Here is a 26,372-nt window from a genome sequence, read left to right as displayed (position 1 = left end):
TCGTAGATCCCGGCCCGGATCCGTCGGCATCTATTGACCTGGACGGTCGTCCAAGTCGATGATGGGCGCATGGCCACCGACCGCCCCGTCGCCACCTGGCACAACTGGGCCCACACCGAATCCGCGACGCCGCACGCGTACGAGACCCCGGAAACCCTGGAGGAGATCGTCGCCGTCGTCGCACACGCATCCGGACGCGGGCTGCGCGTCAAGGCGGTCGGGGCCGGCCACTCCTTCACCGGCGTCGCCGTCACCGACGGCGTGCTCGTCTCCCTCGACCGGTTCACCGGCATCGAGGAGGTCCGTCCCACCCCTGCGGGTGCGTTCGTCACGGTGCGGGCCGGCACCCGGCTGCGGGATCTCAACCGGCTCCTGTGGGAGCACGGTCTGGCGGTGCCGAACCTCGGGGACATCGACGTGCAGTCGCTCGCCGGCGCGATGTCCACCGGCACCCACGGCACCGGCGCCCGGTTCGGGGGCCTGGCCACCGTCGCGCGCGCGGCCACCCTCGTCCTTGCGGACGGCTCGGTCGTGCGCTGCTCCCCCGAGGCCGAGCCGGAACTCTTCGAGGCCGCCCGGCTCGGCCTCGGCGCCGTCGGCATCCTCGCCACGATCACCCTGGAGTGTGTGCCCGCGTTCGCACTGCATGCGGCGGAAGCACCCGGGACGCTCGACGACACCCTGGCCGTGCTCGAGCGCGACCGGCTCGGCGTCGACCACTTCGAGTTCTACTGGTTTCCGCACACCGACCGGGTACTCACCAAGCGCAACACCCGGCTGCCCGACGACGCACCGGGCGCCCCGGTGGGACGGCTGCGCGGCTTCCTCGACGACGAGGTGCTCGCCAACGGCATGTTCGAGGTCGTCCAGCGCCTCGCAACCCGCGCGCCGGCCCTCGTCCCCAAGCTCAACGGGTTCGCCGCGCGGACCCTGTCCCCCCGGGAGTTCGTCGATCGCAGCTACCGCGTCTTCGCCTCCCCGCGCCGGGTCCGGTTCCGGGAGATGGAGTACGCCGTCCCCGTCGAATCCGCGACCGAGGTGCTCACCGAGATCGATACGTGGCTCTCCCGCAGCGACTTCCACGTCGCATTTCCGGTGGAGGTACGCTTCGCCGCCGCCGACGACGTGTGGCTGTCGACGGCCCACGGCCGCGACAGTGCCTATCTCGCGGTGCACCAGTACCACCGTCGCGAACACCGGCCGTACTTCGATGCGGTCGAGGCGATCGCCCGCGCCGTGGACGGCCGGCCGCACTGGGGCAAGATGCACGGCCGCACCGCGGCCGACCTGCGCGCGACGTATCCGCGATTCGACGACTTCCTCGCCGTCCGCGACCGCGTCGACCCGCAGCGCACGTTCGCCAACCCGTACCTGGACCGCGTGCTCGGCCCGTAGCTCGCGCCCGGACCGCACGTCCTATCCGAACGATGCCGTGATCGAATTGCGCGCCAACGTCTCCCGCTGCTCGTCGGTGAGCCCGAGCCGGTCGCGCAGCGCCGCGAACGTGTCGTCGACGTACCCGCCGAAGTACGCCGGATCGTCGGAGTTCACGGTCACCAGCAAACCCGCCTCGAGCATGCGCGGCAGCGGATGCTGCTCGATCGAATCCACCACGCGCAGGCGGACATTCGACAAAGGACAGACGGTGAGCGGAATCTGCTCGTCGACGAGGCGCGCGACGAGAAGCGGGTCCTCGAGGGAGCGGATTCCGTGGTCGATGCGTTCGGCCCCGAGCAGATCCAGTGCCTGCCAGACGTATTCGGGCGGCCCCTCCTCCCCCGCATGGGCGACCGCGTGCAGGCCCTCGGCGCGGGCGCGGGCGAAGACGTCCTCGAACAGCGACGGCGGATAACCCACCTCCGCGGAGTCCAGGCCCAGCCCGCTGATCGGAGCCGACAGGCGCAGCAGTTCCCCGAACACCTCCTCGGCCTCGTGCACGGGCCGGTCCCGCACGACGGACGCGATCATCGCCGCGTCGACGCCGAACTCCCGCCGGCCCGCCGCGACGGCGGCGGCGAGGCCCTCGACCACCTCGGCCAGCGGCACGCCGCGGCTCGTGTGCGCCTGCGGGTCGAAGAAGAACTCGGCCCGCGTCACCCCGGCCTGCGCCGCCCGGCGCAGGTACGCCGTCGCGAGATCGGTGAAGTCCTCGGCGGTCCTCAGCACCTGCATGTTCGCGTAGTACAGGTCGAGGAACGACTGCAGGTCGGTGAACTCGTACCGGCCGCGCAGCTCGTCGAGGTCGGCATACGGGAGCGAGACGCGGTTGCGCTCGGCGAGAGCGAAGATCAGCTCCGGTTCGAGGGTGCCCTCGATGTGGACGTGCAGTTCGGCGAGCACGATCGATCTCCTTCGTCGGCGCGGGTCGTCAGCGGCCCTTCCAGACCGGCGGACGCTTCTGCGCGAACGCCGTCGCACCCTCGCGGGCGTCCTCGGACACGAACACCGGGCCGACGATCTCGCGCTGGCGGTCGAAGGCCTCGTCCGCCGGCCAGTCGGCGGCCTTGGCGATGACCTCCTTGGTGGCCGCCACGGCGAGCGGGCCGTTGGCCGTGATCCGTTCGGCGAGAGCCAGGGCGCCCGCCAGCGCACCGCCCGGCTCGGTGAGAACGTTGACGAAACCGTAGCCGTGGGCCTCCTCGGCGGTGAACGCGTCGCCGGTGAGCGCCAGTTCCATCGCCTTCTGATACGGAATCCGGGTGGGCAGGCGCAGCAGGCCACCACCCGCGGCGACGAGTCCGCGCTTGACCTCCGGGATGCCGAACTTCGCGTCCGTGGCGGCGACCACGAGGTCGGTGGCGAGGACGAGTTCGGTGCCGCCGGCGAGCGCGAAGCCCTCGACGGCGGCGATGATCGGCTTGCGCGGCGGCGCCTCGGTGAAGCCGAGACCCTTGCCCGGCACCGCGATGTTCTCCCCGGCGACGAACGCCTTGAGATCCATACCGGCGCAGAAGGTGCCGCCGGCACCGGTGAGCACGCCCACGGACAGGTCGGGGTCGGCGTCGAGTTCGTCGACGGCGGCCGCGAGGCCGTGGCTGACGGCCGCGTCGACGGCGTTGCGGGCCTCGGGACGGTTGATGGTGATCACCAGAATTCGACCGCGACGCTCGAGCAGGACCTCGTCGGACATGCGCACACCTTTCACGGGGTTCGGTTGCCGATCGCGCGTGCCGCGGTCCGTTCGCTTGTACCGCACTCGAACCCGACGGCAGCGGACCGCCGTGTCACGACACGCGGACGGCGACGGGCGTGACGAAACCGTCCGCGTCGATGTGCACCTGGTCGCCGGTGCGGAACCAGCCGTCGTCGAAGGTCTCGGCGGTCGCCTCCGGGTCGTTCCAGTAGCGGCGAGCGACACTGGGGCCGCGGCACAGCAGTTCGCCTTCACCTCGATCGGCCGCCGGACCGAGGAGGGCGACCTCCATCCCGCCGAACGGAACCCCCACGCTGCGCGGGTGTGCGGCCCGCTGATCGGTGGGCAGCAGCAATCCGATGCCGCCGGTCTCGGCCACCCCCCAGCCGCGCACGCATCTCGCCGCGGGGAACGACGCACGCAGGTGCCGCCACGGCACGCGCACCCCCCGCGCCCCGGCGGCGACGACGGTGCCGCCGGCCGCCAGGGTCGGCAGCAGTTGCACGGCGCTGCCCGCCGCCGTGGACAGCGGTGCGGTGAGCACCGTGCGCGCGCCCTCCGCGGTCAGGTCCATGGCGTGCACCACGGCCTCGATCGTGGAGAGGATGTTCTCGTTGGTGAGCTCGACCCCGTGCAGTCCCCCGCCGCGTTTGCGCACGTAGTACAACACCGCGAGCTCGTCCGGCGCGGCGCCCTCGTCCAGGAACGCCACCCCGTCGGGCAGCTCTCCGTCGAGGGTCAGGACGGCGCCGCTGTCCTCGGCGATCCACTCGAGTTCCGGTTCGCTGCACGTCGGATCCGGCAGCACCGGCACGCCACCGGCGAGGACCACCCCGAGGAACGCGTACAGCCAGCGGAATCCGTTCGGGCAGTGGACGACGACGCGGTCGGCCGGGCCCACGCCCTGATCGAGCAGGCCGCCGGCCACCCGGGCCGCCGACGACCACATCTGCCCGTATGTGAGGGCGTTGCCGGCCCGGTCCACGGCGGCGACGCGGGCGGAATGCCGCAGCGCGCTGCGGTCGAGCAGCTCGGCCAGGCACGGCTCGAGGTCCTCGTACCGCAGGACACCGTCCAAGCGGCGACTGACGCGTTCGTCACGGAACCACCCGGCTGCACACGAAACCCGGACCAGCGCCACCGACATCGTCACCTCCGCCTCGTCGTGTGCCTGCACTATATGGCGCGGGTCACAGCTGGGGGCTGGATCGGCTCACCTTCCCGTGTACGACGCCTTCCCCGGCCCGACGGAGAGGAAGCTCCGCACCGCACCTTTCAGGTCGTCGGTGCCGAACAGCGCACCGGAGACCTCCGGGGTCTCCGAGTCGGCGTGGGCGACGCCACCGGACCGCCACGCGCCGATGATGCGCTTGGTGGCGTCGTGGGCGCGGGTGGGACCGTCGGCGAGCCGGTCCGTGAGGGCGCGCGCCGCGGCGTCGACGTCGTCGTGCACCGCGTTGACCACTCCCCACGACCGCAGCGTCTCGGCGTCGTAGAGATCGCCGGTCATCACCAGCTCGCGCGCACGGCCGGAGCCGGCGCGCTCCGCCAGCCGCTGCGGCCCGCCCATCGACGGAGTCAGACCGACGACGGTCTCCACCAGCCCGAACTTCGCGCCCGGCGCCGCGAGGACGATGTCGCAGGCGAGCGAGATCTCGAATGCCGCGGTGAGGGTGAGCCCGTGCGCGGCGAACACGACGGGGCACGGCAGGGCCTCGAGCGGATGGATGATCCGAGCGAACAGGTCCTGCCACAGCTGGGCGCCCTGGCCGGCGTCGAGGCCCTCGAACAGGTGGACGTCCACACCGCCGGAGACGACCTTGCCCTCCGCGCGGATCAGGACCGCGCGCGGCGGTGCCGCCCCGAGCGCGGCGACGTCGGCGATCACGGCGTCGAACAGGGCTCGGTCGAACAGGTTCAGCGTGCCGTGCGCGACGGTCAGCACGGCGACCTCGGCACCGGCCGCGGTGGTGTGGCGCTCGAGGCGGGTGGGGTGGGTGGTCTGCGTCATGCGCGCCACACTAGGCGAGTGTGCTGCGCTCCTCGAGGGACAGGCTCGGCACCGGCTCGGCCCGGCCGGGCCGACCGAAGAACAGCGCCGCGGCGAAGCCGACGAGCAGGACCGCGGCGGGCAGCAGCGTCGACTCGGCCATGGCGGCGGCGAAGGGCGCGCGCACCGGCTCCGGCAGGGCCGTCGTCCCGCCCTCGGCCGCGTCGGCCGTCCCGCCGCCGGTGAGCCCGTGCACGGCGAGGCGCGAGGTGATGAGCGCCCCCACGGCGGCGCTGCCCAGGACGGCACCGACCTGACGGGTGGTGTTGTAGACACCCGACCCGGCCCCCGCCTGATGGGGCGGCAGGCCGTGCGTCGCGGTGGCGGCGAGCGGCGACCAGATGCCGGCCATCGCGGCACCCATGAGGGCGATCGGCAGCAGCAGCTGCCACACCGGCGAGTCGGGTGTCATCAGTGCCGCCAGCCACGCCAGCGCCACCGCGAGCAGCGCGAAGCCGGTGCCGGCGATGTAGCGCGGATGGGTCCGGTCCACGAGCCGGCCGACCATCGGGGCGAGCACGCCGGTCAGGACCGCCATCGGGGCCATCAGCAGCGCCGACTCCGTGGGTGTCCAGCCGCGCACGCCCTGGGCGTAGAACATCAACGGCAGGACCATCGCGGTGACCGAGAAGCCCATCGCGGCGATGCCGATGTTGGCCAGCGAGAAGTTGCGGTCGCGGAACAAGCCGAGCGGGACGAGCGGCTCTCCGCGCCCGCGGGACTGGTACCACACGAACACCGCCAGCAGCGCCACTCCGGCGGCGATCAGCACCCACACGGGCGTGGACCAGTCGTAGGAGTTGCCCTCCTGGATACCGAACACGAGGCAGAACATGCCCGCGCCGCTGAGCAGCACGCCGAGGAGGTCGAACCGGTGCGGATGGGTGGGCAGCGCCGGGACCAGGCGCGCCGCCAGGACGAACCCGACGATCCCGACCGGCACGTTGACGAAGAAGATCCACTCCCAGCCGAGGTGGTCGACGAGGACACCGCCGGCCAGCGGACCCACGAGGGTGGCCACACCGGCCACCGCGCCCCACAGTCCCATGGCGGTGCCCCGCCGGTCCGGCGGGAAGGTGCGGGTGATGATCGCCATGGTCTGGGGGGTCATCAGCGCCGCGCCGAGGCCCTGGAAGACCCGGGCGACGACGAGGGCGGCGACGGTGCCGGACAACCCGCACCACAGCGACGCCGCGGTGAACACCACCAGCCCCGCCAGGTAGACCCGCTTCGGGCCGAACCGGTCCCCGAGGCGGCCGGTGACCAACAGCGGCACCGCGTACGCCAGCAGGTAGGCGCTGGTGACCCACACGACGTTGTTGATGTCGGTGTCGAGCGCCCGCATGATCGCCGGGTTGGCGACCGCCACGATGGTGCTGTCCACCAGGATCATGAAGAACCCGAGGCACAGCGCCCACAGCGCCGGCCACGGACTTGTCTCGGTCTCCACCCGCACGCCCTCCGCTCGTAGGCGTCTACGGTAGCGCCGTGGACGGACATCTCCTGGACATCGTGCGGCTGGCCTGGTGCCGCGAACTCGGGCTCGACGACGCAGCGCTCGCCACCCCGGGCCGGGTGACGCGGGTGGACGACGCATCCGCCCTGGTCCGGGTGCTACGACTCGGCGACGTCAGCGCGGTGGTGGGCCCGGGCTGGGTGGTCGACGCCGTCGCGACGGTGCCCGACGCGGAGCTGGACGCGTCGGCGCTGCTCGACCTGACGCGCGGGCACGCGGTGCGCAGCCACGCGCTGAGCTACTGCGCCGACTGGGTCGACGCGACACGGGTCCGCGATCCGCTGATCTCCCACGAGGTCGACGACCTGGCGGAGCTGTTGCGGCGCTGCCCACCCGACGACGCGACCGAGGCGGGCCTCGAGAACGTGACCGAGGCGGGCCTCGAGATAGTGACCGAGGCGGGCCTCGAGATAGTGACCGAGGCGGGCCTCGAGAACGTGACCGAGGCGGGGCTCGAGAACGTGACCGAGGAGGCGTCGTCGTTCGTGCTGCTCGACGACGACCACCGGCCGCTGTCGGGTGCGGTGTACACCGAAGTGCAGTCGATCCTGGCGGACGTGACGGCGCTGACCGTGCCGGAGCACCGGCGGATCGGCCTGGCGGCGACCGTCGCGACCCTGGCGACGCACGATGCGCTCGACGCCGGACTCGTCCCCCAGTGGCGGGCCCGGCGCGACAACACCGCGGGCCGTGGCCTGGCCGCGGTGTTGGGGTACACCGAACTGGGAACCCACATCTCGGTGGCAGTACCGGCCGCCGCAGGAACGTAACGAGCCGCAGGAACGTAACGAGTGAGGGGAGCCCAGTGAACGAGCACTCGGGAGGCGACGGGGACGGGTACGTCACGCCCGGCGCCGAGTACAGCCGTGACACGCACTACATCACCACGCGCATCACAGCCGACGGGCGCGACGGGTACCCGGTGGAGGCCGGCCGGTACCGGCTGATCGCGGCCCGCGCCTGCCCGTGGGCGAACCGCGCGCTCATCGTGCGGCGGCTGCTGGGGCTCGAGGACGCGCTGTCGCTGGGGTTGTGCGGCCCCACGCACGACGAGCGCAGCTGGACGTTCGATCTGGACCCGGGCGGGGTCGATCCGGTGCTGCAGATCCCGCGGTTGCAGGACGCGTACTTCGCGCGGGACCCCGAGTACTCCCGGGGGATCACGGTGCCCGCCGTCGTCGACGTGCCTACCGGCCGCGTGGTCACCAACGACTACCCGCAGATCACCCTGGACTTCGCCACGGAGTGGACGGCACTGCACCGCGACGGCGCCCCCGACCTCTACCCGGAACCGCTGCGCGACGAGATCGACGAGGTCGCCGAGCTCGTCTACCAGGACGTCAACAACGGCGTGTACCGGTGCGGGTTCGCCGGGTCCCAGCGCGCGTACGACCGTGCCTTCGACCGGCTGTTCGCGCGGCTGGACTGGCTCGAGGAACGGCTCGGCTCCCGTCGGTACCTGGTGGGCGAGACGATCACCGAGGCGGACGTGCGGCTGTTCACCACGCTGGCCCGCTTCGACGCCGTCTACCACGGGCATTTCAAGTGCAACCGGAATCTGCTGGCGTCCATGCCGGCGTTGTGGGGGTACGCCCGGGACCTGTTCCAGACGCCCGGTTTCGGCGACACCATCGACTTCGGGCAGATCAAGCAGCACTACTACATCGTGCACACCGACATCAATCCGACGCAGATCGTGCCGAAGGGCCCCGACCCGAGCGGATGGCTGACCCCGCACGGCCGGGAAGAGCTGGGCGGCACGCCGTTCGGGGACGGCACGCCGCCGCCCCCGCCGCGGGCGCAGGAGGCGGTGCCGGCCTGAGTCCGACTCACGCGCCCGCGTACGTTCCGAAACTCCAGTACACCCCCTGCGGGTCCCGGCACGTGAAGTCGTGCGATCCGTAGTCGGTGTCGTGCAGGCCGAGGACGACCGTGGCACCGGCGGCCACAGCGCGGGCGTGCAGCGCGTCGACCGCGGGGGCGTCGGGGAGGACGAGGTAGATGCAGCCGGTGCCGGCGGGTATCTCGATCGGGCCGCCCCGGCCGGCCGAGCCGAGCATGACGCCGCCGCCGTGCGGCCAGCGCAGCTCGGCGTGGTCGACGCGCCCGCCGTCGCCGTAGACGGCGTTCTCGGTGAAGCCGAACGCGTCGACGAGGAAGCGGATCGCCGCCCGGGCATCGGTGTAGGAGAGGCAGGGCCACACGGGTGTGGTGAGTGCTGTCGTAGTCATGGTTGCCAGTGTTCGTCTGCAGCCGGGTCGCCGTCTTGGACGATTGGGAACTGCTCGTCGCGCAGCCAGTGCGACGGCGGAACCCCGGCGATCGCGCGCCATTCCCGTGCGAGGTGGGCCTGATCGTAGAACCCGGACCGGGCGGCCACGTCGGCGAGCACGTGCGGTCCGGGCCGGCGCAGCAGCCGACGGGACCGGTCGAACCGGACCACCCGCGCCGCCTCCTTGGGCCCCACCCCGAACTCGGCGGTGAATCGTGCGTTCAGATACCTTCGACTCCAACCGATCTCGTCGGCCAGGTCGGCGATCCGCACACCGGGGGTGCGGGGATCCTGCAGCCTGCGCCACACGTGACGCAGGTGTGGATCGATCTCGCCGTGCTCGGCGGCGAGCCGCCGGGCGAGCACCTCGTCGAGGACCCGGAATCGGCTTTCCCACCCCGCAGCGGCGGCGATCCGCTCGCCGAGTTCCCGGGCGGCGGCGCCGAGCACGTCCTCGAGATCGACGACCCACGCGCCGAGTGCACCGGCGGGCACCCCCAGCAACACCCGGGCTCCCGCCGGGGTGAGCGCGAGCTGGATTCCGTGCTGGTTGCCGTCGTGGGCGATGGTGACGGCGGTGGTGGCCAGGCCGCTCGCGAGCGCACCGAACCGGCCGGGGCCCTGACCCGGTGCCGCGGCCCGCGCGAGTTCGACAGGGGCACCGATCGTGAGCACGACGGTCAGGTCCGGGGACGGCAGACCGAGGTGGGTACCGGGGGCGAATCCCGTCAGCCGGTACCCGTCGTAACTGCGCACGTAGGGGCACAGCGGCGGGGCGGGCCGCCGCCGGGCACCGTCCGAGATGCCGGTCACGGTCCCAGGGTAAACACGGATAGACGCCACGCCCACGGGGTACACAGGGTGAGCAGCCGTGGAACTCACGGCGGTGTATGCAGGCCCGGGAGGGCCGGGAGGATCGAGGACGGAACGATGAGCGACAGGGTAGGACGCGTGGAGAAGTATCTCGTCACGCTCCTGGACAACGGCAGCAGGCTGCAAGCGCCCGCGGTGGCACGCTACGTCGACCTGACGCGGCGTGCCCATCCCGACGAGACTCCCGAGCAGATCATCAGGCGGTTGGAGAAGACCTTCCTCAACGGAGTCACCGGGAGCGGCACGGCGGCCGGCGCCGCGGCGACCGTGCCCGGGATCGGCACACTCGCGTCGATCGCCGCGGTCGGCGCCGAGACCGCGTTCTTCCTCGAGGCCGCCGCGTTGCTGACCCTGGCGGTGGCATCGGTGCACGGGATCGAACCGCACCAGCACGAGCAGCGCCGCGCCCTCGTGCTCGCCGTGGCACTGGGCGAAGCCGGCATGGAGATCGTCGAGCGCGCCACCGGCACGACCGCGAAGACGTGGACGTCGGCGCTCACCGGCAAGATCCCCGGTGCCCAGCTGAAGTCCGTGAACAAATCGCTCGTGCGGACCTTCGTCCGCAAGTACCTCGCCAAGCGCAGCGCCCTGGTGTTCGGCAAGCTCGTGCCCGCCGGCATCGGTGCCGCGATCGGTGGCGCGGGCAACCGCGCGCTGGGCAAGCGGGTCATCGCGAACGCCCGGGACGCGTTCGGGCCGCCGCCGGCGCAGTGGCCGTCGCAGCGTCCACCGCTCACCGGCGCAGCGTCCGGACCGGACGGGGATCCGAACTGGCAGGCGCTGTCCTCCCCCCTGACCGGCTGGTGACATGTCCGCGGGCAAGGTGTTCGTGCGCGAGAGCGGATCCGGCACCCGCACCGTGGTTCTCCTGCACGGATACTCCGATCACGGGGGCACCTGGTGCAAGGTGGTCCCGGCGCTGGCCGAGCGCCACCGGGTCCTGACCGTCGACCTGCCCGGATTCGGCCGCAGCGCCGGACACTGGCGGGCGCCGGTGCTGGATCACTATGTCGACACCGTCGCCGAGGTGATCGCCGACTGCGCGGATCCGGTGGCGCTGATCGGCAATTCGCTGGGAGCGGTGACCTCGCTGGCGTTCGCATCGACGTATCCGGGCCGGGTGGACGGCGTCGTGCTCGCCGACATGCCGGGGATGGCCGGGATCCCGCGCAGCTGGTCGAGCGGCGCGCGGTTGCCGCTGGACATGGTGTCGCGCGCGCTGTCCCGGCCCGTGCCGCCCGCCCTGGTGCAGTTCGCCGTCGCCACTCTCTACGCCCGTGCGGCGCTGCACCGTCCGGACCGGCTGGGCGTCGACACCCGCACCGCGTTCGCGGCGAACTACGCGAGCCGGCGCAGCATCGAGACCCTGCTGGCCGTCGGCCGGGCCGTGATCCCCGAACTGGCCCGGCTGCCCATCCCCGAAATGGTGAACTCCCTGTCCGTGCCGGCACTGCTGGTGTGGGGTGAGCGGGATCTGATCACCCCGGCGCGCGCCGCGGGCCGGGTGCATACCGGCGCCCGACGGCGGGTCGCGATCATTCCGGACGCCGGGCATTGCCCGCAGCTCGACTCCCCCAGCGAATTCCTCGAACTGGTGCTGCCGTTCCTCGAGCGGTCCTTCTCCCGGCCTGCCGCGCCGGGCACGTAGGCTCTCGGGGTCCGAGCAGGACCCACCAGAGAGGGAGTCGATGACAGCGCCGTTCCCGACGGAGCCGGCCGCCGGCGCCGGGTACGCGCCCGCGGCGGGTATCGCCGTGCAGGGCCTGTGGAAGAACTTCCGCGACGTACCCGCGGTGTCGGACCTGTCGTTCTCCGTGCCGCCGGGTTCGATCACGGGATTTCTCGGGCCGAACGGTTCCGGGAAGACGACGACCCTGCGGATGCTGCTCGGCCTGGTGCGCCCGACGGCCGGTGTCGCGCTCGTCGACGGGGTGCCCTTCACCTCGCTGCCGCACCCGGCACGGGTGGTCGGTGCGGTGCTGGACGCGCAGAGCTTCCATCCCAAGCACACCGCCGGCACCCATCTCGAGGTGTACGCCGCGGCGATCGGCGTGCCGTCGGCACAGGTGCGGCGCGTCCTCGACCTGACCGGGCTCGCCGCGGCGACCCGCCGGCGGATCGGCGAGTTCTCCCTCGGCATGCGGCAGCGGCTGGCGCTGGCCACCGCGCTGCTCGGCGAACCGCGCTACCTCGTGCTCGACGAACCGGCGAACGGCCTCGACCCCGAAGGCATGGCCTGGTTGCGCGACTTCCTGCTCGGCTACGCCCGCTCCGGGGGCACCGTGCTGATCTCGAGTCACATCCTGCGGGAGGTCGAGCAGACGGCCGACCGTCTGGTGATCATCAGCCGCGGCAGGCTCGTGCACCAGGGCACGACGGCGGATCTGCGGCATGCGCATCGAGCCCGGGTCCTCGTCGCCGTCTCCGATCCTGCCCGCCTGGCGACGGCTCTCGCCGCGTCGGGCCACACCGACGCGCAGGTCCAGCCCGACGGGCGGCTCGCGATCGTCGGGGTGGAACCCGAGCGCGTCGCCGAGTTCGCCACCGCGTACGGCGTGACCGTCTTCGGAACGAGCGTCGAGCACATCGACCTCGAGCAGGTGTTCCTGGCGATGACGGCGGGTCAGTACGTGGGTGCCGCGCCCGGGTGGGGGATGCAGGGACCGCCGGCTCCACAGCCCCCGTACCCGGGGCAGTTCCCACAGCCCCCGCAACAGCCGCCGTACCCGGGGCAGTTCCCGCACTCCCCACAGCCTCATCCGCCGACCGGTTGGGAAGGACCCCGTTGACTGCGTTGCTGACGGCCGAGTTCCGTAAGGTCCTGGGCCTGCGTTACTGGTGGATCCTCGGGATCGCCCCGGCGGTGGTGGGCCTGTTCTCGGGGGCTCTGACCCTGCCGATCCTCACCACCCTCGAGGGACTCGTCGGCGAGAACTTCGCCGAAGCCGCCGCCGCCGCGATCGGTGTCGCGGTCGCACTGGCGCTGGTGTTCCTGTTCGCGGCCCTGTTCGGGGTGGTCAACACGGGCAGCGAGTTCCAGCACCGCACCATCGTCACCAGTTTCCTGACCGCCCGCGGCCGCGACGGGGTCGTCGCCGCCAAGCTGACGACGGCGGTCGCGTTCGGCCTGTTGTACTGCGTGGTGGTGGAAACCGTGTCGGTGCTGACCGTCCTGATGTTCGGCGGCGGACCGTCCGGCGACGGCTCGGGGGCGGGCAATGTCGCCGCGGTCCTCGGCGCCGGCCTGTTCGCCGCGATGCTGTGGGCCCTCATGGGCGCGGGGCTCGGCCTGCTCACCGGTTCGACGGCCGGCAGCGTCCTGGCGATCACCGCCTGGGTTCCGTTCGGGGAGCTGATCGTCTCGCTGATCCTCGACGGTCTCGGGGCGGGTGCGCTCGCCCGGCTGCTGCCCGGACAGCTCACCTGGTACACGGTGTTCACGGCCATCGACCTGCCCGAGGAGGTCGACCCGGCTGTGACGTGGCCGGCGGCGCCGCTGGGGTTGGTCGGCTGGACGGTACTGCTGTGCGGCCTCGGCTGGTGGCGTACCCGTACCCGCGACATCGTCTGATTCCCTCTGCGCGGATTCGTCCGCTCGTTGCGAATTCGCGCCGGTCGCGCACGGAGCGGATTCCGAAGGGCCGAGCGGATCCGCTTCGACGGAAGCGGATCGTGGAGAGCCGTGACCGTGGCCCGCGTCCTGTCGGCCGCCGGGGCTAATGTCGAAAAGCGATGGCACACGACGCGCGTTCCCCCGGTTGGATCCGTCGGCTGGGCGCGGAGGCCTGGCAGCACCGCCGCGTCGCGCTCGGCGCACTGACCGTCACCGTCGTCGCCGCACTGATCGACATCACCTTCCCGCTGCTGACCAAGCTGGCACTCGACAGCGCCACCCACCCGGAGGGGCACGACCTGCAGCTGATCGGTCTGGCGGCGGCGGCGATCGCGGGGGGCGCGGTGGTGCGGTTCGGGTGCCAGTACGGCCGGCGGATGCTCGCCGGCCGGCTCTCCCTCGACGTGCAGCACGACCTGCGGCTCGGTCTGCTCGCCTCTCTGCAGCGGCTCGACGGACGCGGCCAGGACCAGATCCGCACCGGGCAGGTGGTGTCGCGCTCCATCACCGACCTGCAACTCGTCCAGGGTCTGCTCGCGATGGTCCCCATGTCGGCGGGGGCGCTGCTGCAGTTCGTCCTGGCACTCGTGATCATGGCGGTGCTCTCCCCGCTGCTGACCCTGGTCGCCCTCGTCACCGTGCCGGTGATCGCCGGGGTGGTGGCCCTCGTCCGGCCCAAGCTGTTCGCGGCGACGTGGTCGGCGCAGCAACGCGCCGCCGACCTGGCCCAGCACGTGGAGGAGACCGTCACCGGGGTGCGGGTGGTCAAGGGGTTCGGGCAGGAGGGCCGCGCCGTCGACCAGCTCGAACAGCACGGTCGCGCCCTCTACGCCGAGCGCATGCGCGCCGCCCGGATCAACGCCGCGTTCGCCGCCCCGATGGGGGCCATCCCGCAGCTCGGGCTCGTCGCCGTGATCGCGCTCGGCGGCTGGCTGGCCCTGCAGGGCACCGTCACCGTCGGCACGTTCCTCGCGTTCGCCGCCTACCTGGCGACGATGACGGCGACCACCCGCACGCTGTCGTCGGTGGTGATCATGGCGCAGCTCTCCCGGGCGGCGGTCGAGCGGGTGTACGAGGTGATCGACACCGAACCCGACGTCGCCGACCCGCCGCACCCGGTGCCGTTGCCGGAGGGACCGCTCGGGCTGGTCCTCGATTCGGTGATTTTCGGCTTCGAGCCCGGCCGGCCCGTCCTCGACGGTCTCGATCTCGAACTGGCGCCGGGCGAGACCGTCGCCGTGGTCGGCGCCGCCGGCTCCGGCAAGACCGCGCTGTCGCTGCTGCTGCCCCGGTTCTATGCCCCCGAGTCCGGGACGGTGTACGTCACCGCCGCCGACGGCGAACGAATCGACGTCGGGGCCCTGCGTGCCGAGCAGTTGCGCGAGGCGGTGAGCCTGGTGTTCGACGAGCCGTTCCTGTTCTCGGACACGATCGCCGCGAACATCGCGCTCGGCCGGCCCGAGGCGAGCGCCGAGGAGATCCGCGCCGCCGCGCGGGCGGCGTGCGCGGACGAGTTCGTCGAGGCGCTCCCCGAGGGGTACGACACCGTGGTCGGCGAGCGGGGGCTGACGCTCTCCGGTGGGCAGCGGCAGCGGGTCGCGCTGGCCCGTGCGTTGCTGCTCGATCCTCGGGTGCTGATTCTCGACGACGCGACCTCGGCCGTGGACGCGGAGACGGAGGCCGCGATCTTCGCGGCGCTGCGGGCACGCCCGAAGCGCACCACGCTGATCCTCGCGCACCGGCGGTCCACGCTCTCCCTCGCCGACCGGGTCGCGGTGCTCGACGGCGGCCGCGTGGCCGACTCCGGAACGGTCCACGAACTCGAGACGCGCAATGCCCTGTTCCGGGCCCTGCTCACTGGCGACGAGGACGAGGCGCCCGAGCCGGAGCGCACCGACGGGCACGCCCTCGGCGCGTTGTGGCCGGAGGCGGCGCCCGGCTCCGATCCGGTCGTGGTGCGGGCGGCCGCACCGCAGGGGGGCCCGGGCGGTGGCGGCCGCGGCGGCGGTCCGATGAGCGGCGCCCTCGGGTCGGTCGCCCCGACGCCGGCGCTGCGCCGGGCGGTCGAGGCGTTGCCCCCGGCCACCGAGCGACCGGGGCTGGACACGGCACAGCTGCGGCGCCCCGACCCCGAGTTCCGCCTCTCCCGGACGCTGCGGCCGGTGCGGTGGCTGCTGGCGGCGGTGGTGTTGTGCCTGGCGGTCGAGTCGCTGACGTCGATCGCGTTCCCGTCGATCGTGCGCTACGCCGTCGACCGGGGCGTCACGCCGGGCGAACCCGGCCCGTTGTGGGCGGCCACCGCCGTGGGTGCCGCGCTGGCGCTGCTGGCGTGGCTGGTAGTGGCGCTGCTCACCGTGCTCACCGCGCGTGCCGGTGAGCGGGTGCTGTTCGGGTTGCGGGTGCGCAGCTATGCGCACCTGCAGCGGCTGGGGCTGGACTACTACGAGCGGGAACTGTCCGGCCGCATCATGACCCGGATGACCACCGACGTCGACGCACTCTCGTCGTTCATCCAGACCGGGTTGTCCACGGCGGTCGTGAGCGTGCTGACGCTGGCCGGGATCTCCGTCGCCCTGCTGGCCACCGACCTCACCCTGGGGCTGGTGGCGCTGGCGGTGGTGCCGCCGCTGCTCGCGGCGACACTGTGGTTCCGGCGGGTCTCGTCCACGGCCTACTCGGTCTCCCGTGAACGCATCTCGCTGGTCAATGCGGACTTCCAGGAAAACATCACCGGGTTGCGGGCGGCCCAGGCATACCGCCGCGAGGAATTCGCGGCCCGCCGGTTCGCCGAACGAGCCGACGCGTACCGGCGCAGCCGGATGCGCTCCCAGCGGGCCATCTCCCTGTACTTCCCGTTCATCGCGCTGCTGTCCGACCTCGCGCTGGCGGCGGTGGTGTTCGTCGGGGCCCGGGAGGTGGCGTCGGGCGCGACGACCGCGGGCGTGCTCGTCGCATTCGTGCTCTACCTCGGTCTGCTGTTCGGCCCCATCCAGCAGTTGTCGCAGGTGTTCGACGGCTATCAGCAGGCCCGGGTGGGACTGCGCCGGATCGGTGACCTGCTGCGGACCGAGAGTTCCCTCGAGACAGGCGGCACCGGCACGGTGCCGATCCCGGGACATCTGCGCGGCGACGTACGGCTCGAACAGGTCGGGTTCCGCTACGCGGGTGCCGACGCGGACGCGCTCACCGGCGTGGACCTGCACTTCCCGGCTGGTTCGACGGTGGCACTGGTCGGACGCACGGGGGCCGGCAAGTCCACGATCGTCAAACTGCTGGCCCGGTTCTACGATCCGACGTCCGGTTCGGTGCGCGTGGACGACGTCGACCTGCGCGGCTACCGACTGCCCGAATACCGGGCCCGGCTCGGCGTCGTCCCGCAGGAAGCGCATCTGTTCACCGGCACCGTCGCGAGCAACATCGCCTACGGGCGGCCCGGCGCGGACCGCACGGACATCGAGGCGGCAGCCCGCGCAGTGGGGGCGCTCGACATGATCGCCGGTCTGCCCGGCGGCATGCTGCACCCCGTCGGCGAGCGGGGGCAAGGCCTGTCCGCCGGGCAGCGTCAGCTCGTCGCGCTGGCCCGGGCCGAACTCGTCGATCCGGACCTGCTGCTGCTCGACGAGGCCACGGCGACTCTCGACCCGGGCACCGAACGCGCGGTACTCGCGGCGGGCGAGTCGGTGACCCGCAGCCGCACCGCCGTGGTGGTGGCCCACCGATTGGCGACCGCGGCCCGCTCCGACCTGATCGTGGTGGTCGACGGTGGGCGCATCGTGGAGACCGGATCGCACGACGCGCTGCGTCATGCCGGGGGCGTGTACACGACCCTCTGTGATGCGGCCCAAATGCGGGCAGGGAATAATCGGCTGGCGAGAACCGTCGTCGATGGGGACCCCGTCGACTCAGAGATTGTGAGGTAGGTCTCGACCGTGGCAGAGCTTTTTCGTTCGTCACAGTCGCGGGCTAGCCTCATATACACAGGCACTCCGATCGGGTACCGAAGAAAGAAACGAGGCGAACAACTGCCGTGAGCAGCAGCTCTACTTCCCAGTTCGGACAGAACCAGTGGTTGGTTGACGAGATGTACCAGCGGTTCCAGGACGATCCGTCGTCCGTGGACGCCAGCTGGCACGAATTCTTGACGGACTACTCCCCGGAGGCGGCGGTCGCAGGTGGCGCGAACGGTGCCACGCAGACCCAGCGTCCGGCGCAGAGTTCCGCTCCGACCTCCACCGAATCCGCTCCCGCCTCGAAGGCCGCCCCGGCCGCGGCTCCGCCGAAGGCCACCCCCACCCCGCCGAAGGCCGACACCGCCCCGGCCAAGCCCGGCACCGCCCCGGCCAAGCCCGCTCCGAAGCCGGCCGAGCCCGCCGCCAAGCCGGCAGCCGCCAAGGCGGCCCCCGCGAAGCCCGCCGCCAAGCCGGCCCCCGCGAAGCCCGCCGCTTCGGCCCCCCAGGAAGAGTCCAAGGTTCTCCGTGGCGCTGCCGCTGCCGTCGCGAAGAACATGAACGCCTCGCTTTCGATCCCGACCGCCACCAGTGTGCGCGCCATCCCTGCGAAGCTGATGGTCGACAACCGGATCGTCATCAACAACCACCTCGCCCGTACCCGCGGCGGCAAGGTCTCGTTCACCCACCTGCTCGGCTACGCCATCGTGCAGGCGGTCAAGGCGTTCCCGAACATGAACCGCCACTTCGCCGAGATCGACGGCAAGCCGAACGCGGTCACCCCCGCGCACACCAACCTCGGGCTGGCCATCGACCTGGCCGGCAAGGACGGCAACCGTTCGCTCGTCGTCGCCGCGATCAAGAACTGCGAGTCGATGAACTTCGCGCAGTTCTACTCCGCGTACGAGGACATCGTCCGTCGCGCGCGCGACGGCAAGCTCACCGCCGAGGACTTCTCCGGGGTCACCATCTCGCTGACCAACCCGGGCGGCATCGGCACCGTGCACTCGGTGCCGCGGCTGATGCCGGGCCAGGGCGCCATCATCGGCGCCGGCGCGATGGAGTACCCGGCCGAGTTCCAGGGCGCCTCCGACGAGCGCATCGCCGAGCTCGGCGTCGGCAAGCTCATGACGCTGACCTCCACCTACGATCACCGCATCATCCAGGGCGCGGAGTCCGGCGACTTCCTGCGGACCGTCCACAACCTGCTCATCAGCGACGATTTCTACGACGAGATCTTCCACACGCTGCACATCCCCTACGAGCCGGTCCGCTGGCGCAAGGACGTGCCGGAAGGCGCCGTCGACAAGAGCACCCGCGTCCTCGAGCTGATCGCCGCCTACCGCAGCCGCGGCCACCTGATGGCCGACACGGATCCGCTGCAGTTCGTCAAGGACAAGTTCCGGTCGCACCCGGACCTCGACGTCACCACCCACGACCTGACCCTCTGGGACCTCGACCGGGAGTTCAACGTCGGCGGCTTCCACGGGCAGCAGCGCATGAAGCTGCGCGACGTGCTGTCGGTGCTGCGGGACGCCTACTGCCGCCACGTCGGCGTGGAGTACACCCACATCCTCGACCCCGAGCAGCAGCAGTGGCTGCAGGAGCGCGTCGAGGCGCACCACGTCAAGCCGACCGTGGCACAGCAGAAGTACATCCTCAGCCGCCTCAACGCCGCCGAGGCGTTCGAGACGTTCCTGCAGACCAAGTACGTCGGCCAGAAGCGGTTCTCGCTCGAGGGCGCCGAGTCGGTCATCCCGATGATGGACGCGATCATCGACCAGGCCGCCGAGCACGAGCTCGACGAGGTCGCCATCGCGATGCCGCACCGCGGCCGCCTGAACGTGCTGGCCAACATCGTCGGCAAGCCGTACTCGAAGATCTTCACCGAGTTCGAGGGCAACCTGAACCCGGCCGCTGCCCACGGATCCGGCGACGTGAAGTACCACCTCGGCGCCGAGGGCAACTACATCCAGATGTTCGGCGACAACGACATCAACGTCTCGCTCACGGCGAACCCGTCGCATCTCGAGGCCGTCAACCCGGTCCTCGAGGGCCTCGTGCGCGCCAAGCAGGACATCCTGGACAAGGGCGAGGGTGGCTTCACCGTCATGCCGCTGCTGCTGCACGGTGACGCGGCGTTCGCCGGCCAGGGTGTCGTGGCCGAGACCCTCAACCTCGCGCTGCTACGGGGCTACCGCACCGGCGGCACCGTGCACATCGTCGTCAACAACCAGGTCGGCTTCACCACGGCCCCCGAGCACTCGCGGTCGTCGGAGTACTGCACCGACGTCGCGAAGATGATCGGCGCGCCGATCTTCCACGTCAACGGCGACGACCCGGAGGCGTGCGTGTGGGTGGCCCGCCTCGCCGTGGACTTCCGCGAGAAGTTCAACAAGGACGTCGTCATCGACATGATCTGCTACCGCCGTCGCGGCCACAACGAGGGCGACGACCCGTCGATGACGCAGCCGGCGATGTACGACGTGATCGACACCAAGCGCAGCGTCCGCAAGAGCTACACCGAGTCCCTCATCGGTCGTGGCGACATCTCGCTCAAAGAGGCCGAGGACGCGCTGCGCGACTACCAGGGCCAGCTCGAACGGGTCTTCAACGAGGTCCGCGAGCTCGAAAAGTTCAAGCCGGAGCCGTCCGAGTCGGTCGAGCTCGACCAGACGCCGCCGGCGAAGCTGACCACCGCGGTCGACAAGTCGGTGCTCGAGCGGATCGGCGACGCGTTCGTCAACGTCCCCGAGGGCTTCTCCGTGCATCCGCGCGTCAAGCCAGTCATCGAGAAGCGTCGCGAGATGTCCCGTGAGGGCCACATCGACTGGGCGTACGCCGAGCTGCTCGCGTTCGGTTCGCTGGTCGAGCAGGGCGCGCTGGTGCGTCTGGCCGGCCAGGACTCGCGCCGCGGCACGTTCACCCAGCGTCACGCGGTGCTCATCGACCGCAAGACCGGCGCCGAGTACACCCCCCTGCAGCAGGTCGCGGCCGAGGGCGGCAAGGGCGGCAAGTTCATGGTGTACGACTCGGCGCTCACCGAGTTCGCGGGCCTGGGCTTCGAGTACGGCTACTCCGTGGGCAACCCCGAGGCGCTGGTGCTGTGGGAGGCGCAGTTCGGCGACTTCGTCAACGGCGCGCAGTCCATCATCGACGAGTTCATCTCCTCCGGCGAAGCCAAGTGGGGCCAGCTCTCCGACGTGGTGCTGCTGCTGCCGCACGGCCACGAGGGCCAGGGCCCGGACCACACCTCGGGCCGCATCGAGCGGTTCCTGCAGCTGTGTGCGGAGGGTTCGATGACGGTGGCCATGCCGTCCACCCCGGCAAGCTACTTCCACCTGCTGCGCCGGCATCACCTCGACGGGATCCGCCGTCCGCTGGTGGTGTTCACGCCGAAGTCGATGCTGCGCAACAAGGCCGCGGTCAGCAACCTCGAGGACTTCACCAACGGTAAGTTCCGCTCGGTGTTCGAGGAGCCGATGTACGAGAGCGACGGCGGCGACCGCGAGAAGGTCACCCGCGTTCTGCTGACCTCCGGCAAGCTCTACTGGGAGCTGAAGGCCAAGAAGGACAAGGAGAAGCGGGACGACGTCGCGATCCTGCGGATCGAGCAGCTGTACCCGGTGCCGCGCCGCCGTATCGCCGAGGCACTCGACCGGTACCCGAACGCGCACGAGTTCTTCTGGGTGCAGGAGGAGCCGGCCAACCAGGGCGCGTGGCCGTTCCTGGGCCTGGCGCTGCCGGAGATGCTGCCCGAGAAGCTGTCGGGCATCAAGCGGGCGTCGCGCCGCGCGATGTCGGCGCCGTCGTCCGGGTCGAGCAAGGTGCACGCTGTCGAGCAGCAGGAGATCCTGGAGAAGGCGTTCGGTCAGTAGGTCACCGGCGGTACCCCGCGGTTCTCACACGAGCCGGGTCGCGCCTGCCCTTCGGGGCAGCCGGCCCGGCTCGCGCCGTTTCCTACGATCCAGCGACGTGACCGAATGTCACATCCGGTCGATCGAATCGACTGGATGTCACATTCGGCCCGCCGGCAGCCAGGGCGAGCGCCGGCAGAGCCGCGACGGCGAGGTCCACGAACTCCTCGCGGGTGAGCTGCGGGTCCCGCAGCCAGGCGATCGTGGTGTCCTCGACGAACGCGATCCAGCCGCGCACCGCCAGGGTTACGGCGGGGCCGGCGTCGATGCCGATGCGGTGCAGGTGCGCGACGGTACGTTCGACCATCGCGGTGCGGGTGTCCTCGAAGACCTGTCGCATGTCCGGATCCCCGCTCGCGGTGCCGCGCAGCATCGACAGGTAGGTGTCGCGGTGGTCGGTGACGTAGTCGACGTACGCGACGATCGTGCCGCGCAGCATGTCCATCGGTTCGAGGCTGTCGTCGGGTGCGGTGCGCTCGAGCATGTCGCGGCTGGTGTGCCGGACGAGTTCGACGTGGAAGTCGTGCTTGGACGCGAAGTAGTGGAACAGCAGCCCGCGCGACACCCCGGCCTGGTCGGCGATCTCCTCCACGGAGATCTGCTCGAGCGGCCGTTCGGCGAGCAGCTGGACGCCGAGGTCGACGAGCTGGGCTCGGCGCTCGGCAGGACTGAGCCTGGTGCGCTTGACGATGTTGCCCTTCACAGGTGCCATGCAAACATTCTTGTTGAATCGTAGTCAACAGCTATTGACCCCCACTCAGTATGGCCCTACGCTCATTTACATGAGTCTTCCGGTAACAGACACCATCGCCACCGATGCGCACCCGCGTCAGGTCGACACGCTGATCATCGGCAGCGGGTTCGCCGGACTCGGCGCCGCCGTCCGACTGACGCAGGCCGGCAAGGACTTCGTGGTCCTCGAACGCGGCTCGGAGGTCGGCGGCACCTGGCGCGACAACACGTACCCGGGCGCCGCGTGCGACGTTCCCTCCAATCTGTACTCCTACTCGTTCGCCCTGAACCCGGGCTGGACGCGGTCCTTCTCGCCTCAGCCCGAGATCCAGGCCTACATCGCCTCGATCGCCGACAAGTACGACGTGCGCCGCCGCACCGTCTTCGGCTGCGACGTGCAGACCGTCCGCTGGAACGACGCCACCCACCGGTGGGACGTGCAGACCACCAAGGGCGCGTTCGAGGCCCGGATCGTCGTCTCCGCCGTCGGCGCGCTGTGCGAACCGGCGCTGCCCGACATCGAGGGCATCGACCGGTTCCGGGGCGAGATCTTCCACTCCGCCCGGTGGAACCACGACGCGGACCTCACCGGCAAGCGCGTCGCCGTGATCGGCACCGGCGCCTCCTCGATCCAGATCGTGCCCGCCATCGCCGGCAAGGTCGCCCACCTCGACGTCTACCAGCGCACCGCGCCGTGGGTGCTGCCGCGCGCCGACCGCGAGTACACCCCCGTCGAGCGGCTCGCGTTCCGCCACCTGCCCGGATTCCAGCGCCTGTCCCGCGCCCTGCAGTACCTCACCCGCGAGACACAGGTCGTCGGCCTCGCCAAGGCACCGGCGTTCATGAAGCCGCTCGAGCTCGCCGCCCGCACGCACATCCGCCGCCAGATCGCCGACCCCGAGCTGCGCCGCAAGGTCACCCCGGACTTCCAGATCGGCTGCAAGCGGATGCTCATTTCCAACAACTACTACCCCGCGCTGGCCCGCCCGAACGTCGACCTGGTCACCGACGGCATCGCGGAGGTCACCGCGGACGGCATCGTCACCCGCGACGGCACCACCCGGCAGGTCGACGCCATCGTCGTCGCGACCGGTTTCCACGTCACCGACTCGCCCACCTTCGCCGGCATCTTCGGCAAGGACGGCCGCAGTCTCGCCGACGTCTTCGACGCCACCGGCATGCAGGGCTACAAGGGTGCCGCGGTCGCCGGGTTCCCCAACATGTTCTTCCTCGTGGGACCGAACACCGGCCTGGGCCACACCTCGATGGTGTACATGATCGAATCCCAGCTGAACTACGTCGTGGACGCGATCGAGACCATCGACCGCCATCGGATCGGCACCGTCGAGGTGCGCGCCGAGGTGCAGGACGACTACAACCGCAACCTGCAGGACGCCCTGAAGCGCAGCGTGTGGAACAACGGCGGCTGCGCGAGCTGGTACCTCGACAAGCACGGCAACAACACCACCCTGTGGCCGAGCTTCACGTTCGAGTTCCGCCGTATCACCCGGCATTTCGATCTGGATGCCTACCGCAGCGTCGCTGCGGCAGATCTCCCCCCGGTCCCGGCGCAGACGCCGGCGGCCGTTCGTGACACCGATGAGACCGACGCCCGGAAGGTGGCAGCACAGTGAGCGAGTTCGCAGGAAAGGTAGCTGTCATCACCGGCGCCGGATCGGGCATCGGCCGCGCTCTGGCGCTCGAGCTCGCCCGGCGCGGCGCCCGGCTGGCCCTGTCCGACGTCGACACCGTCGGGCTGGAGGAAACCGCGCGCCGGGCCCGCGATCTCGGCGCCGAGGTCAAGGCCGACCACCTCGACGTCACGCAGCGCGAGGCGGTGCTCGACTACGCCGACGCCGTCGCCGCCCACTTCGGCCAGGTCAACCAGATCTACAACAACGCCGGCATCGCCTACCACGGAGAGTTCGAGCGCTCGGAGTTCAAGGACATCGAGCGGATCATGGACGTCGACTTCTGGGGCGTGGTCAACGGCACCAAGGCGTTCCTGCCCCACGTCGTCGCGTCCGGCGACGGACACATCGTCAACGTCTCGAGCCTGTTCGGGCTGCTGTCCATCCCCGGTCAGAGCGCCTACAACTCCGCGAAGTTCGCCGTCCGCGGCTTCACCGAGTCCCTGCGCCAGGAAATGCTGATCGCCGGGCACCCCGTCAAGGTCAGCTGTGTCCATCCCGGCGGCATCAAGACCGCGATCGCCCGCAATGCGGCCGTCCCGGCGGGCGACGACCAGGAGTCCTTCGCCCAGTTCTTCGACCGCAAGCTGGCGCGCACCAGCCCGGAGGACGCGGCCCGCACCATCGTCGAGGGGGTGCGCAAGGGCCGGCCCCGGATACTCGTGGGCGCCGACGCGAAGGTCCTCGACGCCTGGGTACGCGCGGTGGGCCCGTCCTACCAGCGTGTCGTCGCATTCGTCAGTGGCCGCTTCGTGCCCAGGGGCTAGGGTCGCGGTCATGCCACAGCTCCCCCTGCCCGTCGTGCGGGCCGCGTTGCGTCCGGCGTACCGGCTGGCCCTCAACGCCCGGTTGCCGTACTCCGCCCAGCGACGGCTGCTCGAGCTGGTCGCCCCGATCCAGACCCTGCCCGAGGGCACGGTGGTCCGGCAGGTCACGCTCGCGGGCCGGCCGGCCGAACGCGTCACCGTCGGCGCCACCGAACGTCCCACCGCGGTGCTGTACCTGCACGGCGGCGCGTACACGGTGGGCTCCCCCGCCACGCACCGGTCCCTGGCCGCGCACCTGGCCGCGGCCTCGGGTTCGGCGGTCTACGTGCTCGACTACCGGCTGGCTCCCGAGCACCCCTACCCCGCCGCCCTGGACGACGCGGTCGGTGCGTACCTCGAGCTGGTGACCGAGCACGGCGTGACCCCGGGGACCGCCCCGATCGCCGGGGATTCGGCCGGGGGCGGGCTGGCGGTCGCGACGGCGCGACGGCTGATCGACCGGCACGGGGTCCGTCCCGCCGCCCTGGGTCTGATCGCACCGTTGGCCGACCCCGGCTCGCGCGACTTCCCGTTCGACCGGGACACGGTCCTCAACGCCGCCTGGATCTCGGCCTCGGCCCGCGCGTATCTCGGCGGGCACGACGCCGCCGACCCCGGCTACGCGCCCCTGCGGGGAGACCTGAACGGGCTGCCGCCGACGCTGATCCATGTCGGCACCGGCGAGATGCTGTACCCGCAGGTCACCGAGTTCGCCCGCAAGCTCCGCGACGCGGGTGTGGAGGTGACGGTCACCGAGCAGCGCGATCTGTGGCACGTGGCCCATCTGCAGGCCGCGCTGGTGGGTCAGGCCGCCGACGCGGTGGCACAGCTGGGCGGGTTCCTGCGTTCACACGTGCTCGGTGAGCCAGGCCTGCGCGACGACCGCTGAGTCCTCGCCGCCGTCGATCCGGCCGAGCATCTCGGCCAGGTCGGCGGTGGTGAGCTCGCCCGCGACGAGGCTCAGAGCCTCGAGCTGACGTTCCCCCAGGACGTGTTCGCGGAACACGGGGACGACGTTCTGGGCAGCGAACACCGGTGGCTCCGTGGCAGTTGCGTCCTCCGGATCCGTCCCGGGCGCGCGGTCCGGTGCGTCCTCGAGCGCGACCCCCGAGGTGTCGCGCGCGACGACCGAGGTGGTGGTCAGCGCGGCCGCGCTCGCACCCTGCGTGGCCGCGTGCAGCGCCACGTCGTCGTCGCCGGACTCGACACGGCCCGGGACGCAACCTCTTTCGGCCAGGTCCCGCAGGCCGTCGTTCACCTCGAACCCGCCGGACACCGTCACGGTCAGTTCGCCGCACCGGCCGAGAATTCCGGCCACTTCGGTGGTGCCGAGCCGCTCCGCGGTGGCATCGGACACGAGGAGCATCGAACGATCCTGGGCGGCAGCATAATCCGTGATCGCCAGGTCGTCGGGCAGGGAACGGGCGAGGGCCTCGAACACGTCCTCGGCGTCCGTGTCCGGGGCAGCCGGAGCGAAGTACCGCAGCAACCGGCCGGTGTAGTCCGGCACGAGGGTCACCTCGGCCGCGTCCAGCGCCGCCAGGTATCCGGCCCGGTCACCGAGCCCGGTTCGCAGTTCGGTACGGGTTCCGCTTCCGGCCAGGGCGCCGGCGTAGATGCGGGCCAGCAGTTCGCTCGCGACGTCGTCCCCGGATCCGACGACCACCGTGGCGGCATCCGCCGACTCGTCGAGAACCGACGGGCCGCACCCGGTCAGCACCGCGACGGCGACCGTCAGCCCGGCCGCCGTCCGTCCGAATCCCCCGCCGCGCCGTCTCCTCACGTTCCACACGTTGCCCATCCTCGCGCATCCCCGGAAAGC

The 26,372-nt window shown here is 71.2% G+C and carries 21 protein-coding genes; 12 read left to right on the top strand and 9 right to left on the bottom strand.

The genetic code is table 11. The annotated features are described in order from the left end of the window. The first annotated feature begins 69 nt into the window (after positions 1-69). Positions 70-1,395, top strand: coding sequence for a D-arabinono-1,4-lactone oxidase (locus F1734_RS09395; RefSeq protein WP_010592401.1), 1,326 nt, complete (start codon positions 70-72; stop codon positions 1,393-1,395). Positions 1,396-1,416: 21 nt separating this feature from the next. On the opposite strand, the gene F1734_RS09390 is transcribed toward F1734_RS09395, so the two are convergent. From F1734_RS09390 to F1734_RS09370, 5 genes are all read right to left on the bottom strand, one after another. Beyond that, entirely contained in the window at positions 1,417-2,340 is a 924-nt protein-coding gene (locus F1734_RS09390; protein WP_010592402.1) for an adenosine deaminase, read from the bottom strand. Positions 2,341-2,368: 28 nt separating this feature from the next. Next, a complete protein-coding gene (locus tag F1734_RS09385; protein WP_010592403.1) occupies positions 2,369-3,130 on the bottom strand; it encodes a crotonase/enoyl-CoA hydratase family protein in 762 nt (253 codons plus the stop codon). 94 nt (positions 3,131-3,224) lie between these two features. After that, positions 3,225-4,280: a class I adenylate-forming enzyme family protein gene (locus F1734_RS09380; protein WP_029539872.1), complete on the bottom strand. Its 1,056-nt coding sequence runs from the start codon at positions 4,278-4,280 to the stop codon at positions 3,225-3,227. Between the two features lie 66 nt (positions 4,281-4,346). Next, positions 4,347-5,144 carry an enoyl-CoA hydratase/isomerase family protein gene (locus F1734_RS09375; protein WP_017681736.1) on the bottom strand — a complete coding sequence of 266 codons (798 nt, stop codon included), beginning with the start codon at positions 5,142-5,144 and terminating at the stop codon, positions 4,347-4,349. 10 nt (positions 5,145-5,154) lie between these two features. Continuing rightward, a complete protein-coding gene (locus F1734_RS09370; protein WP_099528166.1) occupies positions 5,155-6,633 on the bottom strand; it encodes a DHA2 family efflux MFS transporter permease subunit in 1,479 nt (492 codons plus the stop codon). A 38-nt stretch (positions 6,634-6,671) separates the two neighbouring features. On the opposite strand from F1734_RS09370, the gene F1734_RS09365 reads away from it, so the two are divergent. Both F1734_RS09365 and F1734_RS09360 read left to right on the top strand, forming a co-directional pair. Beyond that, on the top strand, positions 6,672-7,469 hold the full coding sequence (locus F1734_RS09365; protein WP_203011556.1) for a GNAT family N-acetyltransferase: 798 nt from the start codon (positions 6,672-6,674) through the stop codon (positions 7,467-7,469). A 35-nt stretch (positions 7,470-7,504) separates the two neighbouring features. Then, positions 7,505-8,521, top strand: coding sequence for a glutathione S-transferase family protein (locus F1734_RS09360; protein ID WP_017681733.1), 1,017 nt, complete (start codon positions 7,505-7,507; stop codon positions 8,519-8,521). 7 nt (positions 8,522-8,528) lie between these two features. Here F1734_RS09360 and F1734_RS09355 read toward each other — a convergent pair whose 3' ends face one another. Next, complete coding sequence (locus tag F1734_RS09355) at positions 8,529-8,930, bottom strand: VOC family protein (protein WP_029539873.1); 402 nt, start codon at positions 8,928-8,930, stop codon at positions 8,529-8,531. Continuing rightward, entirely contained in the window at positions 8,927-9,784 is an 858-nt protein-coding gene (locus tag F1734_RS09350; protein ID WP_010592411.1) for an AraC family transcriptional regulator, read from the bottom strand. Before F1734_RS09350 ends, F1734_RS09355 begins: the two co-directional genes overlap by 4 nt. A 117-nt stretch (positions 9,785-9,901) precedes the next feature. Here F1734_RS09350 and F1734_RS09345 point away from each other — a divergent pair, with 117 nt between their 5' ends. The 6 genes from F1734_RS09345 (at position 9,902) to F1734_RS09320 (ending at position 21,282) form a co-directional block, all read left to right on the top strand. Further along, a complete protein-coding gene (locus F1734_RS09345; RefSeq protein WP_026137999.1) occupies positions 9,902-10,651 on the top strand; it encodes a hypothetical protein in 750 nt (249 codons plus the stop codon). 1 nt (position 10,652) lies between these two features. Further along, the gene (locus tag F1734_RS09340) at positions 10,653-11,492 is read left to right on the top strand and encodes an alpha/beta fold hydrolase (RefSeq protein WP_010592413.1); all 840 of its coding nucleotides are present in this window, start codon (positions 10,653-10,655) and stop codon (positions 11,490-11,492) included. A 40-nt stretch (positions 11,493-11,532) separates the two neighbouring features. Continuing rightward, the gene (locus F1734_RS09335) at positions 11,533-12,633 is read left to right on the top strand and encodes an ABC transporter ATP-binding protein (RefSeq protein WP_017681731.1); all 1,101 of its coding nucleotides are present in this window, start codon (positions 11,533-11,535) and stop codon (positions 12,631-12,633) included. After that, positions 12,630-13,415, top strand: a complete 786-nt coding sequence (locus F1734_RS09330; protein ID WP_203011555.1) for an ABC transporter permease — start codon at positions 12,630-12,632, stop codon at positions 13,413-13,415. Before F1734_RS09335 ends, F1734_RS09330 begins: the two co-directional genes overlap by 4 nt. 161 nt (positions 13,416-13,576) lie before the next feature. Next, positions 13,577-17,377 carry an ABC transporter ATP-binding protein gene (locus F1734_RS09325; protein ID WP_203011554.1) on the top strand — a complete coding sequence of 1,267 codons (3,801 nt, stop codon included), beginning with the start codon at positions 13,577-13,579 and terminating at the stop codon, positions 17,375-17,377. A gap of 107 nt (positions 17,378-17,484) precedes the next feature. Continuing rightward, positions 17,485-21,282 carry a multifunctional oxoglutarate decarboxylase/oxoglutarate dehydrogenase thiamine pyrophosphate-binding subunit/dihydrolipoyllysine-residue succinyltransferase subunit gene (locus tag F1734_RS09320; protein ID WP_203011553.1) on the top strand — a complete coding sequence of 1,266 codons (3,798 nt, stop codon included), beginning with the start codon at positions 17,485-17,487 and terminating at the stop codon, positions 21,280-21,282. Positions 21,283-21,364: 82 nt separating this feature from the next. On the opposite strand, the gene F1734_RS09315 is transcribed toward F1734_RS09320, so the two are convergent. Further along, positions 21,365-22,033 carry a TetR/AcrR family transcriptional regulator gene (locus tag F1734_RS09315; RefSeq protein WP_010592418.1) on the bottom strand — a complete coding sequence of 223 codons (669 nt, stop codon included), beginning with the start codon at positions 22,031-22,033 and terminating at the stop codon, positions 21,365-21,367. Between the two features lie 70 nt (positions 22,034-22,103). Here F1734_RS09315 and F1734_RS09310 point away from each other — a divergent pair, with 70 nt between their 5' ends. Genes F1734_RS09310 through F1734_RS09300 form a run of 3 tightly spaced genes read left to right on the top strand, consistent with a single transcriptional unit; the run spans position 22,104 to position 25,439 of the window. Next, the gene (locus F1734_RS09310; protein WP_017681985.1) at positions 22,104-23,687 is read left to right on the top strand and encodes a flavin-containing monooxygenase; all 1,584 of its coding nucleotides are present in this window, start codon (positions 22,104-22,106) and stop codon (positions 23,685-23,687) included. Then, positions 23,684-24,511 carry an SDR family NAD(P)-dependent oxidoreductase gene (locus F1734_RS09305; RefSeq protein ID WP_010592420.1) on the top strand — a complete coding sequence of 276 codons (828 nt, stop codon included), beginning with the start codon at positions 23,684-23,686 and terminating at the stop codon, positions 24,509-24,511. Before F1734_RS09310 ends, F1734_RS09305 begins: the two co-directional genes overlap by 4 nt. 10 nt (positions 24,512-24,521) lie before the next feature. Next, entirely contained in the window at positions 24,522-25,439 is a 918-nt protein-coding gene (locus F1734_RS09300; protein ID WP_010592421.1) for an alpha/beta hydrolase, read from the top strand. Here F1734_RS09300 and F1734_RS09295 read toward each other — a convergent pair. Beyond that, a complete protein-coding gene (locus tag F1734_RS09295; protein ID WP_228287171.1) occupies positions 25,398-26,333 on the bottom strand; it encodes a glycine betaine ABC transporter substrate-binding protein in 936 nt (311 codons plus the stop codon). The two genes, F1734_RS09300 and F1734_RS09295, sit on opposite strands and share 42 nt — an antisense overlap. Positions 26,334-26,372 lie beyond the last annotated feature (39 nt).

The sequence above is a fragment of the Rhodococcus ruber genome, assembly GCF_016804345.1.
In the GTDB taxonomy this organism is placed as follows: domain Bacteria; phylum Actinomycetota; class Actinomycetes; order Mycobacteriales; family Mycobacteriaceae; genus Rhodococcus; species Rhodococcus ruber.
The sequence above is the reverse complement of the archived record's forward strand: the minus strand, read 5'-3'. Positions and strand labels throughout refer to the sequence as shown.

Coding starts and splice junctions, on each gene's coding strand:
- F1734_RS09395 (WP_010592401.1), top strand. CDS start 70: ATGGCCACCGACCGCCCCGTCGCCACCTGGCACAACTGGGCCCACACC.
- F1734_RS09385 (WP_010592403.1), bottom strand. CDS start 3,130: ATGTCCGACGAGGTCCTGCTCGAGCGTCGCGGTCGAATTCTGGTGATC.
- F1734_RS09380 (WP_029539872.1), bottom strand. CDS start 4,280: ATGTCGGTGGCGCTGGTCCGGGTTTCGTGTGCAGCCGGGTGGTTCCGT.
- F1734_RS09375 (WP_017681736.1), bottom strand. CDS start 5,144: ATGACGCAGACCACCCACCCCACCCGCCTCGAGCGCCACACCACCGCG.
- F1734_RS09355 (WP_029539873.1), bottom strand. CDS start 8,930: ATGACTACGACAGCACTCACCACACCCGTGTGGCCCTGCCTCTCCTAC.
- F1734_RS09345 (WP_026137999.1), top strand. CDS start 9,902: ATGAGCGACAGGGTAGGACGCGTGGAGAAGTATCTCGTCACGCTCCTG.
- F1734_RS09340 (WP_010592413.1), top strand. CDS start 10,653: ATGTCCGCGGGCAAGGTGTTCGTGCGCGAGAGCGGATCCGGCACCCGC.
- F1734_RS09335 (WP_017681731.1), top strand. CDS start 11,533: ATGACAGCGCCGTTCCCGACGGAGCCGGCCGCCGGCGCCGGGTACGCG.
- F1734_RS09325 (WP_203011554.1), top strand. CDS start 13,577: ATGGCACACGACGCGCGTTCCCCCGGTTGGATCCGTCGGCTGGGCGCG.
- F1734_RS09315 (WP_010592418.1), bottom strand. CDS start 22,033: ATGGCACCTGTGAAGGGCAACATCGTCAAGCGCACCAGGCTCAGTCCT.
- F1734_RS09310 (WP_017681985.1), top strand. CDS start 22,104: ATGAGTCTTCCGGTAACAGACACCATCGCCACCGATGCGCACCCGCGT.
- F1734_RS09300 (WP_010592421.1), top strand. CDS start 24,522: ATGCCACAGCTCCCCCTGCCCGTCGTGCGGGCCGCGTTGCGTCCGGCG.